Here is a 13,868-nt window from a genome sequence, read left to right as displayed (position 1 = left end):
ATTCTTTTAACATCAGCTAATATATAAATGTTGTTTTTATAAACATATCAATGAATGAAAAATCAACATATTGTCTGACAGAGATTGTCAAGTCAAAACTTTTGTAGCTCAAAACAGTAAGATTATGTAGCAGAACAATCTTTTTCAGTGAAAAACTGTATAGACATATCCTTTATCTGCTACTCAGTACTCCATTTGACCGCTTAGCCATTTATCACTCCCAAATCGTAGCGCAAGTCCGTTACTTTGTAGTTGATAAAACAAGCCACCGCAAAAGGAGTATTCTTTCTTTATAGCAAAGGAAAGATTTTAGGATTTATTCAATTACCAATGATGATGAAAAACTATATATACCTGTTAATCATATTTTTAAGTATTTCTCAAGTCACTGCGCAGACCTATTCGATCAAGGGAAAAGTAAAGCAAGCAGGTACTGAGATCACCATCCCGAATGCAACTGTTTTAGTCCAAAATCTGCCTGATTCTGTGCAAGTAGAAGGAATGATTTCAGATTTGGATGGGGAATTCGAGATTAACGGTATCAAGACTGGTGAGTACTTGCTAAAAATTCAATACCTAGGATTCGAAAATCTCTATAAATCTATCCATGTGACTCAGGATATGGACTTAGGAGTATTAGGTCTTAAGGAATCAGCAACGGATTTAGATGAGGTGACCATTAGCGCAAGAAGAGCACAGGGCGAACAGAAAGGTGACACTACACTATATAATGCTGATGCTTTCAAAACCATGCAAGACGCCAGTGCCCAAACCTTAATCCAAAAGCTTCCTGGTGTAATATCCCAAGATGGCTCCTTACAGGCTCAAGGAGAAGCGATCACTCAGGTCTTGGTAGATGGAAAACCTTTCTTTGGTGGTGATGTAAACACTGCACTGCAAAATCTCCCAGCAGAGGTTATTCAGGGTATTGAAATATTCGATCAAAAAAGTGATAAAGCCCTCCTCAGTGGATTTGATGATGGTGAACGGATGAAAACCATCAACATCATCACAAAACCTGATAAGCGAAAAGGGCAATTTGGAAAAGCTACGGCAGGCTATGGCACCGATGATAATTATTTGGTAGGAGCAAGTATTAACGCCTTCAATGAAGACCAGCGTATAACCTTTACGGGACTTAGCAATAACATTAATGTGTTGGATTATTCCAGCGATGCGAATTCACAGAGCAACAATCGTCCTCAAAATGGCATTATCACCACAAATATTCTTGGTGTGAATTATTCCGATAATTGGGGTGAAAAAATAAAAATATCTGGTAGTTATCAATTTAATCACCGTAAAAACAATGACCAATCTAGCCTAGCCAGAGAATATGTAACTGGCTCTTCGTCAGATCAAGTCTACACAGAAGACAGTCGAGAAACGCGAACCAGACAGGATCATCGCTTTGATATGAGGTTGGAATACAACATCAATGAGAATAACCGAATTCTTTATCGTCCTAGAATCTCAGCTAGCTTCGAAACAGAAAACTCAGGGTTCTTTGGACAAAGTGTCAATTCTGATGGTCCACTAAACCAGACTGAAAATATCCGAACTGCTGACAATCAGGATTACGATATGTTTCATCGTCTTTTTTATAGCCACAAATTCGGAAAAGCAGGCAGAAGTCTAACGCTTAGTGCCAACACTGGAAGTCATGCCAACAATGACGATGCTTATAGAACGGCAACCAATATTTACTACCAACCAACTGAGCGTACCGAAATAATCAATCAAAACATCACCCGTGACAGATCTGGAAATGACTGGGAAACAGGCATTTCATACACAGAACCATTAGGAAAAAATGGGCAATTGGAATTAGAATATGAAGTGGGTAATAGATTTAACGACTCGGACCAATTGACTTTTGATATCTTAAATGAAGACTTTAACAATCCTGACCTTGCGCTTGACACAGCTTTAAGTAACTCTTTCGAGAGTAAATACCTGAGACATGAAGTGGAGCTAGGATACCAATACCAGTTGGAAAAATTAAAATTCCAAGCAGAACTAAAGCATCAAAATGCAACTCTTAAAAATGATCAGTTTTTTCCAGCAGCAGGTACAATAGACCGTACTTTCAAGAGCTTTATGCCAACTGTTCGTTTTGATTATGAAATCTCGGATAACACAAATTTTGAACTCGACTATGATACAGATGTGGATGCACCTTCGGTAGGTGACCTTCAAAATGTGATAGACAACTCAAACCCATTGCAACTAAAAACTGGTAATCCAAATCTAGAGCAATCATATTCTAATAGACTTAGGCTGCGATTCCGAAGTAATAACCCTGAGAATGATCGTTCATGGTTTGTATTTGCACAGTACAACCTCGTAAAGAATGCGGTATCCAACAGTACTTTTACTGCAGAGGAACCTACAGAATTGCCAGGTGGAATTATTTTGGAAAAAGGATCACAACTGTTTAGACCTGTGAATTTGGATGGATACAGAGACTTCAGATCTTGGGTAAGCTATGGTATTCCACTTGACTTTGTCAAATCCAATTTCAATATCAATGGCGGGTTCAGTAGTACCAAAAGACCTGGTCAGATAAATGATCAATTGAGTTTCAATAACTCCTCTCGAATCAGTACAGGCGTGTCATTAAGCTCTAATATCTCAGACCAAATTGACTTCAATATATCTACTCGTCTTTCATTCAATGATGTAGAAAACACGCTAAATTCTAGCCTAAACAACAAATATTTCAATCAGCGTTCAAGACTGAATTTTAGCTGGATTATTTGGGAAGGATTTGTCTATAGATTGGATATCAATCATCAGTTGAATTCTGGACTTTCTGAAGGTTACGATGCAAATGTGATCTTAATGAATATGAGTATTGGTAAAAAAGTATTCGGGAATCAGCGAGGAGAAATATCTCTGAATGTCTATGATCTACTGGGCCAAAATAGATCTGTGTATAGAAATGTCACTGATGCTTATGTAGAAGATGGTCAAAACAATGTAATGCAACGTTATTTTATGCTGTCCTTCTCTTACAATATCCGTCACTTCAACAAAGGAACGAGTATGGATGATTACAACGAGATCTACAATTAATTAGTAGACTGTAGACTACGAAAAAGAGGCTGATGGATAACCCATCAGCCTCTTTTTGCTTATCTTTTTCTTGCACTTAAGCTAAGAGCAATTCACATTCAGCGATGCATTTACGACATGAATCAGCACAGGCTTTACAGGCATCATGCTCATGTTTTTCACATTCACTGGCGCAGTTGTAGCAAGCATCCATACATTGTTGCATAGCTATAGCGCGATCCAGCGAGCTGCTTTCTGAGGCAGAAATACAATCTTTGCAGGCATCTATGCATCGCTCACAGAGCAAAATGCATTGTTCCATTCCTTTCATTTTTTGACATGATTCAATGCAGGCAAGGCAGTCAGCAATACATCGCTCACAAGCTACTATGCAATTGTTTTTTATTTGCGTTATTGAGTTCATAGGACAAAATTTTAGTGTAGAATATCTTCTTATGAGAAGTCTAGGATAGCTTAAATTATTTCAAAACCTAAGGGTGAATTATCCCTAATTATAGCCTCTCGGCATAATGAGTCCCAAAAAACAAGCCAGTAAGTGATAGCTACTCAGCGAGTCCTTTAAGCTAAATTCAGCTTCATATCCTAAATATTCATTTTTGCAGACGGGGCATAATAGTCTCAGTATGGGGATGCAGGAAACAAAACATATAGCTGATAAAATTAAATCGCGCTGATGCCAATAGTAATGGAAAAATGGACCTCCATAAAACCTAAAACGCAGCAGAAGATCAGTCGTTTTCCTTTACTTTTCTTAGGTGTCGAGCCCTCGACACGAGCCATAATGTATAGTCCAGGATAATTTGCTTTCTTCTACAAGAAACTTTCCGAGGCATTTTTCTATTAGCATGAAAGGAAAGAGCAAACCTATATTTTGCAAGCACCTTTTACCACAACAAATTGACCGCTATTTTGAAAACGACCAAACCATATTCCCTACTCGACCTTGCCATTATCCGTGAAGACTTTGATGCCAAAGATGCTTATGAAAGAAGCATGCAAGTTGCCCAGATGGCCGAGAAACTTGGCTACACCCGAATGTGGCTAGCCGAGCATCACAACATGGCAAATGTAGGCAGCTCATCACCCCAAGTTCTAATCGGATTTTTAGCCAATGGCACTTCTACCATCCGACTGGGATCTGGCGGTATCATGCTTCCTAATCACAGCCCACTGATCATCGCTGAGCAATTTGGAACCCTGGCTACACTTTATCCCAACCGAATTGATCTAGGACTTGGCCGTGCGCCTGGCACAGACCAGACGACTGCTACGGCCCTTCGAAGAGGAAGACATGAATCGGTGCAAGAATTCCCCTCAGACCTCGATGACCTACGTCGCTATTTCTCTGAAGACAATATAGATTCCAAAGTCCGGGCATTCCCAGCCGAGGGAATAGATGTACCTATCTACTTGCTGGGTTCGAGCATGAGTTCTGCGGTGCTTGGTGCAGAAAAAGGATTGCCTTACGCCTTTGCCAGTCATTTTGCACCAGGATATCTGATCAATGCTTCGAGGCATTATCGGGAAAACTTCCAGCCTTCTGAAAATCTATCCAATCCGTATTTTATCTCCTGCGTGAATGTGATTGCTGCGGACACTGATGAAGAAGCACATTATCTGGCAACTTCCTTTTACCAGACCGCTTTGGGTATCATTCGAGGAAAATCTTATCCTATGAAAAAGCCTGTGAAAAGCATGGATGGCATCTGGTCAGAACCTGAAGCCGCTGCTATTCAGAACATGATGGCTTGCACATTTATTGGCACTAAAGAATCCCTCAAACCACAATTTGACAGCTTCTTCAAGCAAGTAGAAGTCGATGAGCTGATGGTGTCTACAAATATCTATGATACAGAAAAGCGATTGAGATCTTTAGAAATCACTGCCGAGGTTATAGGATAAATTCATAACTCAGATATTGATTCTTTTTGGCTATTTTGAAGACCAAACCCCATGATGTGTTAGATAACTTCAAATTATACCTAAGTGAAAAAAGCGACCTTACGGATGCTGCTATTGATGAATTACTGAAAGATGTAAGAGTAGAAGTCATCCAAAAGGGTGATCTTCTACTCACTGCTGGCGATGTCTGCAAACATGCTTTTTACACAGAGAAAGGACTACTTCGAGCATTCACTGTGGACGAATCCGGGAAGGAGCACATTATTCAATTCGCTCCAGAAAATTGGCTGATTTCTGATAGAAGTAGTATTTACTTCAATGAGCCTTCAGAATTTTTCATTGAAGCGATAGAAGACAGCAAGGTGGTTTTCATCAGCGCGGAATTTATGGGAATGGTTTCAGAGATGAGTTCCAAATTCCGAAAGGCAAATGATCGGGCACTCCAAAGTCATATTCACCAACTGCAACAGCGAATCAACCAATTGCTTGGAGCAACTGCCGAAGAACGCTATTTAACTTTCATCCAGAAATATCCTGATCTACTACTCCGAGTGCCACTTTGGATGATTGCGTCCTATTTGGGCATTACACCCGAATCATTGAGTAGAGTGAGAAAAGATCTTGCAAAAAAGAATTTCAAGTCCTGAAGCGAACTTACCATACATCAAGGCACAGGGATTTCCACATGTCGATATTTGTATAATCATTATGTAAAACCTTCTTTAATGCAAGCAAATGCATCCTTTGAAGGAGAAGGAAAAGTGCTGATTAGAAGCCACATCGGTCTTCCAGCCTCTTAAATAAGGCTACTAGCATAATTGAGATTAATCTTAACAAATACAGATAAATAACAAATATCATGGCAATCAAAAATATAGAGATCATCGTCAATCCACCTGCTCCTCATTTTGTAGGTGATGGATTCAGAGTTCACAATTTCATTCCAAGCGCATATCATCTGGACATGCAGCGCATGTCTCCATTCATCATGCTGGATTATAATTCCAAGTTTCACTTCCCTCCTTCAAATGAACCAAAGGGAGTTGGAGTTCATCCTCATCGAGGTTTTGAGACTGTGACAATTGCTTATAAAGGCAAAGTAGCCCATCATGATAGCACGGGGAATTCTGGGATAATCGGTGAAGGTGATGTGCAGTGGATGACTGCCGCTTCAGGGATTTTGCACAAAGAATACCACGAGGAAGAATTCAGCCGTACTGGAGGAGAATTTCAGATGGTACAGCTTTGGGTGAATCTTCCTGCCAAAGACAAAATGAGTCCTCCCAAATATCAGGGAATCACCAATGATCAAATTCAGAAATTCACTTTGCCTGATAATGCTGGTGAAATCGAAGTAATCGCCGGTGAATACCAAGGCTTAACAGGCTCTGCAAGTACCTTCACGAAGGTGAATCTGATGAATGCTAAATTGAAAAAAGATGGAGTTGCTAACTTCTCATTTCCTGCGCATTTCAACACAGCATTACTAGTAATCGAAGGCTCAATTGAAGTGAATGGAAAAGATAATGTGGGGACAGACAAGTTCGCATTATTCGAAACAGAGGGAGAAACCTTTGAAATCAAAGCAAGTGAAGATGCTGTTGTTTTGGTACTGAGCGGTGAGCCTATCAATGAGCCTATAGCTTCGCATGGCCCATTTGTGATGAATACAAAAGCAGAATTGATGGAAGCATTCAACGACTTCAACGTCGGTAAATTCGGGTATTTGGAGGATTAAGTCCTTAAGCCAAACATAAAACAGAAGCCCTTGGATCATTGTGATTCAGGGGCATTTCTATTATTTTCGAGCATCTATTCTCCTGCAGATTTATGCAGGAATACACGCCTAAAAACGCTAGTCCTTTTCAATCTCAACATGGTCATTACTAAAAGATCTGCGGGAAATCATTCTAACTCCGATGTTGCTTTGCTCAACTGTCAAACTATCCACAGGATTAGTCGAAGGAAACACAGATAGCCTAGGTTATTGATATTCAAAAGCTATTCTACTTTCCGTGAATTTGGCTTTTAGCTAGATTTAACCACCTTAACTTCCCGCAGATCTTCGCAGATAACTATCGCAGATCCTCGCAGATTTGGATTCATGTTCAATTCAGTTATTTGCACAAAAAAATCAGCGTCAATCTGCGGGTCTTTTCTGCGAAAATCTGCGGGAAACTTGTTTTTAAATCGGCAGGAAACTTTTCTAAATCTCTTTACTCATCCGTCAAGCTATCCACAGGATTACTCAGTGCAGCCTTCACAGCTCTAAAGCCCACAGTCGCAGCAGTAATCAGAAGTGAAACTGCAATGACGAGAACATATAGAGAAATCGGCACGGAAGTTTGGTAGGAGAAATTCTGTAGCCATTGATCAGTGAGGTAATAACCCAGCGGAACGGCAATCACAAAAGCGATAAATACCAGGTAAATAAATTCCTTTGAAAGCAGGAAAGTAATCTGAGGAATTGATGCGCCAAGCACTTTTCTAATTCCGATTTCTTTTAGCTTTTGCCCTACCAAAAAGGATATCAAACCATACAATCCAATGGAAGAAATCACAATCGAAAGTACAGCGAAGATTTTATACACCAGTGCCAGTTGATTTTCTCTTTGGTAGAAATTGGCAATACTTTCATCCCAAAAAGTCCCTGAATAGATCGCGTCGGGATAGATACTTTTAAACTCCTCCTCAATACTTGCCAGCGTTTCCTTACCGGCATTTTTATCCAGTTTCAAACCTAAAACTCCATACTGAGATTTTTCTGTTGCGATAATAAATGGCTTCACTTCATCCCGAAGCGAGTTCTGAGCAAAGTCCTTCACTACACCAGTGATCGTCATCCAAGGTTCACCTCCACCTATAGTAATTGTTTTCCCAATGGCTTCTTCTGGACTCCCCAAATTCAATTTCTTCGCCATGGTCTCATTGATCACAGCTTCCTTGAGCGTATCGCTTTCCGAAAAACCGACTCCAGCAGCAAACTGAAGCCCATAATTTTCAAAGTAATCCGCGTCACCATATTTTAAGGAAGTCATAAACTGCACATCTTCCCTTTTACCATCAAACCAGAAATTCGAGCCCCAGTTGTTGTTAGAGGAAGGCACATCACTAGACACACTGACAGTTTTGATCTGAGAATTCCCCTGTAATCTCTGCTTCAGCACATCTATTCGACCGTCTTTGTCCTCATCACTTGGGATATCGAAATAGTACACAGCCTCCTTCGAAAAGCCTAGGTCAGCATTCTGAATTTCAGTCATCTGCTTCACTGCTATCACGGTCGCAATCATCAGAATCTGTGCTATCGCAAACTGCATAACAACAAGGCTTCTGCGAAGGGAAACTCCGCCAATTTGAGCCACCTGAATCTTATTTTTCAGCGCTTGAATAGGCTGAAATCCTGAAAGAATTATCGCTGGATAGAGTCCAGAAAGGAAGGTTACGCCTAGAATTATGGCAATTGAAAAAAGTAAAAATGAAGGTGTGATCAATTTAATTGTCTCTGGGACCTCTGCTACTTTGCTCAAATAGGGAAGTAAAACTGTAGCGGCAAGGGTAGAGATGAGAGCCGAAATTAAGACAATGATAAAGGTCTCTCCGAAGGACTGCCCGATCACCTGAAGTCGGCTTCCTCCCATTACTTTTCGAATCCCAACTTCTTTGCTTTTGCCTATTGCCTGAGCTGTGGACAGATTCACAAAGTTGATCGAAGCCATGATCAAAATGAAAACTCCGATTAATGCTAAAGTGTAAATCGTTGCTTTTCGAATCATCTCTCCACTGATAGGATCAAATCGATTATCAAAATGAATTTCTTGCATTGCTTGCAGGAAAAACGACTTTTTGGATGTGCCTCTATCTTTGTAATTCTTCTCAGCAAAAGCCAGCAACTGCTGATCTACTTGGCTCACATTTGCAGATTCTGGGGATTCTGGGATCAATGCATACAGTTGAAAATTACTTCCAAAACTCCCCCATTCCTCGAAATCGTAACCAAAGACCTCCTTATTGCTTTTTAAAGTCTGGTAAGAAGCAAGCATGTTGAATCTGAAATTACTGTTGTCAGGAATATCTGCCACGACTGCCGCCACTGTGGCTTCCACTCGCTTTGCCAACATTATGGATTTGCCAAAGGCATTCTCCCATGTTCCAAAAAGCTTCTTTGCTTCAGTTTCTGTAAGTACCACTTGACCTGGATCATCCAAGGCATCTAGGTCCCCCGCGAGAACTTCCAGGTCAAAAAGTCTTGTATATCCACTTTCGGTAAAGAAAGCATCTTCTACTATGAAATTATTCTCTCCACTGTTGGTCACCGCATTATCGATGCTGACAAAAATTGAAGAATTAACTACGGGCACCAGAGTTTCGACGCCAGTGAGATCATCTTTCAATGCTTCAGGCATAGGTGGCGAAACCCCAGGATTATGACTGATGCCATCTGAGTATTCATCCTGAGTGACTATGCGATAGATACTATCCGAATTGGACTGAAAATTATCAAAGCTAAGTTCATAGCTCACTACCGTGAAAAGCAAAAATGCAGCTGTGATGCCCAATGTCAAGCCAAAAATATTGATCAGCGTCACGCGCTTACCTTTTTTAAGATTTCGCCAAGCGATTTTAGAGTATGTATTCCACATGGTTTTAAATATAATTACTGCGCCCTTGTGAGTGACTTCATTCAGATTTCCTAATTAGTCTAGTCAAGTACAACTAAACACTGACTAAACCTACCTAAGTGTCTTCACTCAGATATTTACTATCAGTTACTAATTAGCAGGTAGCTTTTATCTAAGATCAAACCAAAAAAAAACCTTCATTAGAGGCGTAAGGGAGGTTTAATAGGCAATTCGATGATTAAGTCCCGAACAATTTTGTTCGCTTTCGGGCGAAGACAATTTGGCCTCCTGTTAGAAGAAATACTTGATTATTCAATTTTGTCGATTTAAAAAGACATTTTAATATATTTATTGTCCTTTTTAATATATTTATTGTCCTTTTTAATCGACATTTATAAATTACATCTGCAGAATAGATTCGACAAATAATGGATATTCTATTTTCAATTTCCCAAAACCTACTCAATCAAACTGACGATAAGTTCTTCAGATACCTTTTCGATAAAATTGATTGGAACCAACGTATGATTGCCATCAAGGGGCCTAGAGGTTCTGGCAAAACAACCTTGATGCTCCAACGAATCAAGTATGGAATAAAGCCTCAATCCAACGAAGTGCTATACTTTTCAGCTGATCACTATTGGTTTTACACTCACAACCTAGTGGAGACCACGGATAGCTTTTATCAACATGGTGGTAGATTTCTTTTTATTGATGAAGTTCACAAATACCCAAATTGGTCGCGGGAGCTCAAGAATATTTATGATTCATATCCTGATCTGAAAGTGGTATTCTCCTCCTCTTCCGCACTGGATATTTATAGAGGTGAATCTGACTTGAGTCGTCGAGTGATCAGCTATGAATTACCGGGAATGTCTTTTCGGGAATACCTGAACTTAACTCATGAGCAGAATTTTCAATCAGTTTCTTTGGCAGAAATCCAAACTTCACATTCACAGATTACACATGAGATCACCTCAAAACTCCAACCTCTACCTGCATTCAAAGAGTACTTGAGAATAGGTTATCTCCCTATCATCACCGGGTCAAATCCGGAAACCATCCCGGTTTTCCTCCAGCAGATCATCAATACGGTGGTTGAGTCTGATCTGGCATTTATAGCTGATTACAATGCTGGAACAGCTTATAAAGTCAAAAAACTACTTGGTGTATTGGCAGAGTCAGTTCCTTTCAAACCGAATGTATCTTCGATTGCACGAAAAGTGGAAACCAGTCGGGACTCAGTGTATGAATGGCTTACCCAATTGGAAAAAGCCAAATTACTTAATTTCCTGATCACAGAAGGAAAAGGCGTTTCACTTTTACAAAAGCCTGATAAAGTGTACTTAGAAAACACCAATCTATCCTACGCATTAAAGGCTACTCCGGAAATCGGCTCCATACGAGAAACTTTCCTTCTGAATCAACTCAAAAACATCAATAAAGAAGTTCGACTTCCAAACTCAGGTGACTTCCAAGTGGATGACCTAGTGATTGAAGTTGGTGGCAAAAACAAGGATGCCAGTCAAGTCAACCACCTCGAAAACTACCTGATCGCTGCTGACGAGATAGAGCATGGATTCGGCAAAAAAGTACCGTTGTGGTTATTTGGGATGATGTATTGAGAAAACCCTGCCCATTTGAGTGTCATCGATCACATGATCTAAATAAGATGGTCACCACGACTCCAACTTGGGCAAAGTATAGTCGTGTGAAGACAGTCACGAGGGCATAATCCTCCACATCGCCCATGTGAGTGTCCTCACTCACATGCTAAAATCCTCCGAGCCCTCTCTGCGCAAACTCAGCGGACTTTGCTGTTAAAGAAACATCAGCCTCCGAACTTCCCTTTCAGCAACTTTAGTTTATCAGCCATAGAGCCTTCCGCTTCTATTGTCTGAACTTTAGAAGCTGGCTTTTTCACCATCTTTTTCCCACGCTCCGCAAATGGATCTGACTTCATGCTCAACCCCACTCGCTTGCGGGGAATGTCCACTTCCATGACAGTCACCTGCACTTTTTGATTGACAGAAACGATCTCGTTCGGATCTTTCACAAAGCGATCAGCCAGATGACTTAAATGAACCAAACCATCCTGATGAACTCCCACATCTACAAAAGCCCCAAAAGCTGTGATATTCGTCACCACACCAGGCAGCTTCATTCCAACTTTCAGGTCAGACATACTATTTACACTTTCTTCAAATGCAAAAACCTCGAAGCTCTCACGAGGATCTCTACCCGGTTTGGCAAGTTCCTCCAGAATATCCTGAAGCGTCGGCAAACCAACCGTTTCAGAAAGGTAGTTCTTAAGTGAAATTCGATTTCGCAAGTCTTCCGAACTCATCAAATCAGAAACAGAAGCATTAACATCTTTAGCCATTTGTTCTACCAAGGCATAGCGCTCCGGGTGCACCGCAGAGGAATCCAACGGATGTTTTGCCTTACTGATTCTCAAGAAACCAGCTGCTTGCTCAAAGGCTTTATCGCCTAATCTAGGCACTTTTTTCAGCTGAGCACGGCTTTTGAATGGCCCATTTTCATTTCTGAAGTCAATTATATTTTGCGCCAATGTTGGTCCCAATCCAGACACGTAAGTAAGAAGTTGTTTGGAAGCCAGATTAACTTCAACGCCTACTCCGTTTACCGCAGACATCACGGTGTCGTCCAGTGCATTTTTCAAGGCATTCTGATCTACATCATGCTGATACTGACCAACCCCAATGGATTTAGGATCGATTTTCACCAATTCTGCCAAAGGATCCATCAATCTACGACCGATAGAAACAGCTCCTCTTACCGTCAAATCAAGGTCTGGAAATTCCTCACGAGCCACATCCGAAGCCGAATAAATCGATGCTCCAGATTCATTCACCATCGTGATAATCACAGATTTTGGTAAACCTAGCCCTTTTACAAAAGCCTCGGTTTCACGACCTGCCGTACCATTTCCTATTGCTATTGCTTCAATACCAAATCTCTCCACCAACCCTTTTACATTCATTGCAGCTTCTTGGCCTCTGCGATTGGCTTCATGAGGAAAAATAGCTTCGTAATGTAAGAACTGTCCCTGTGGACCTAGACAAACCAACTTACAGCCTGTTCGGAATCCTGGATCAATCGCCATCACGGATTTTTCTCCCAAGGGCGCACCAAGCAGCAACTGGCGAATATTCTCAGTAAAAACCTTGATCGCTTCCTCATCCGCTCTACGCTTGGTAATTAGACGAACCTCCGTCTCCATGCTTGGCTTCAACAACCTTCTATAGCACTCCTTGATAGCAAGCTTCACCTGATCCACCGATGAATTAGCAGCATCGGTTAACATCATTTTCTCCATCTGATAGATCGCAGATGCCTCTTCCGGAAGAGAATCTAGCATCAGGAAAAGCTCTTTTTCACCTCTTCTCATCGCTAAAACTCGGTGAGAGGGTGCAGTTTTTATAGGTTCAGACCAGTCAAAATAATCTTTGTATTTGATCGCTTCTTGTTCTTTTCCTGGTAGGACTTTCGAAGAAAAAACACCTTCATTGAAAAAGACTTTTCGCAGTTTTTCCCTCAACTCAGCATTTTCATTGATCCACTCCGCCATAATATCACGGGCACCTTGCAAAGCCTCTTCTACAGAATTTACTTCTTTGGATGCATCCACATACTTCTCAGCCTCAGCTTCGAGATTTAATGATCTCTGCTCAAAAACCTGCTCAGCAAGTGGTTCTAGGCCTTTTTCTCTCGCGATTGTCGCCTTGGTTCTACGCTTAGGCTTGTATGGCAAATAAATATCCTCCAGCTTTGACATAGTTTCCGCTCCTTCTACCTTTCCCTTCAATTCAGGAGTTAATTTACCTTGCTCCTCGATAGATTTTAGAATTGCTTCCTTTCGCTTAGACAGCTCTCGCAACTGCAATACCCTATCACGAATCCCAGCCACCTGCACCTCATCCAGCTCACCAGTGGCTTCTTTTCTATATCGTGAAATAAATGGAACCGTAGCTCCATCATCCAGCAACTTTACGGTGGCATTTACCTGATGTGATTTGATTTGGAGTTCAGCGGCTATTTGTACTTCGTAATTCATAATTTTTGGAATCAATTCTGAGCCCGAAGGTAAGGGATTAGCATGGGTAGGAATGAATCAAAAAGTTAAAATCTGTGACGAAGGTCACTAATCGATTGGCTTTCTGAGGGTAATTTTGAATTATCAACTTTTGAGCTTGAATACCGTATGGACGTCATGGTATGCAGATATCTCAAACTGAAAAAAAT

7 protein-coding genes are annotated in these 13,868 nt (G+C 40.8%); 5 read left to right on the top strand and 2 right to left on the bottom strand.

Going from position 1 to position 13,868, the window contains the following annotated elements; all coding sequences use genetic code 11:
- Window positions 1-252 precede the first annotated feature (252 nt).
- From LV85_RS04640 to LV85_RS04625, 4 genes are all read left to right on the top strand, one after another.
- Window positions 253-3,078 carry an outer membrane beta-barrel protein gene (locus LV85_RS04640; protein WP_245942148.1) on the top strand — a complete coding sequence of 942 codons (2,826 nt, stop codon included), beginning with the start codon at window positions 253-255 and terminating at the stop codon, window positions 3,076-3,078.
- Window positions 3,079-3,987: 909 nt separating this feature from the next.
- On the top strand, window positions 3,988-4,980 hold the full coding sequence (locus LV85_RS04635; protein ID WP_111317164.1) for an LLM class flavin-dependent oxidoreductase: 993 nt from the start codon (window positions 3,988-3,990) through the stop codon (window positions 4,978-4,980).
- Window positions 4,981-5,036: 56 nt separating this feature from the next.
- Complete coding sequence (locus LV85_RS04630; protein ID WP_111317016.1) at window positions 5,037-5,627, top strand: Crp/Fnr family transcriptional regulator; 591 nt, start codon at window positions 5,037-5,039, stop codon at window positions 5,625-5,627.
- A 212-nt stretch (window positions 5,628-5,839) separates the two neighbouring features.
- Window positions 5,840-6,718, top strand: a complete 879-nt coding sequence (locus LV85_RS04625; protein WP_111317015.1) for a pirin family protein — start codon at window positions 5,840-5,842, stop codon at window positions 6,716-6,718.
- A gap of 478 nt (window positions 6,719-7,196) precedes the next feature.
- Here LV85_RS04625 and LV85_RS04620 read toward each other — a convergent pair whose 3' ends face one another.
- Window positions 7,197-9,623, bottom strand: a complete 2,427-nt coding sequence (locus tag LV85_RS04620) for an ABC transporter permease (protein ID WP_111317014.1) — start codon at window positions 9,621-9,623, stop codon at window positions 7,197-7,199.
- A 407-nt stretch (window positions 9,624-10,030) separates the two neighbouring features.
- Between LV85_RS04620 and LV85_RS04615 the strand changes: the two genes are divergently transcribed.
- Window positions 10,031-11,227, top strand: a complete 1,197-nt coding sequence (locus LV85_RS04615; protein ID WP_111317013.1) for an ATP-binding protein — start codon at window positions 10,031-10,033, stop codon at window positions 11,225-11,227.
- Between the two features lie 206 nt (window positions 11,228-11,433).
- On the opposite strand, the gene LV85_RS04610 is transcribed toward LV85_RS04615, so the two are convergent.
- Window positions 11,434-13,680 (bottom strand): Tex family protein, encoded by a 2,247-nt coding sequence (locus LV85_RS04610; protein WP_111317012.1) that lies wholly within the window; start codon window positions 13,678-13,680, stop codon window positions 11,434-11,436.
- Window positions 13,681-13,868 lie beyond the last annotated feature (188 nt).

Origin of the sequence: Algoriphagus chordae (assembly GCF_003254055.1) — a bacterium.
Lineage (GTDB): Bacteria > Bacteroidota > Bacteroidia > Cytophagales > Cyclobacteriaceae > Algoriphagus > Algoriphagus chordae.
This window is presented reverse-complemented; position numbering and strand designations above follow the sequence as displayed.

Excerpts from the sequence above, each read along its gene's own strand:
- LV85_RS04625 (WP_111317015.1), top strand. The coding sequence starts at position 5,840 with ATGGCAATCAAAAATATAGAGATCATCGTCAATCCACCTGCTCCTCAT.
- LV85_RS04620 (WP_111317014.1), bottom strand. The coding sequence starts at position 9,623 with ATGTGGAATACATACTCTAAAATCGCTTGGCGAAATCTTAAAAAAGGT.
- LV85_RS04610 (WP_111317012.1), bottom strand. The coding sequence starts at position 13,680 with ATGAATTACGAAGTACAAATAGCCGCTGAACTCCAAATCAAATCACAT.
- LV85_RS04615 (WP_111317013.1), top strand. The coding sequence starts at position 10,031 with ATGGATATTCTATTTTCAATTTCCCAAAACCTACTCAATCAAACTGAC.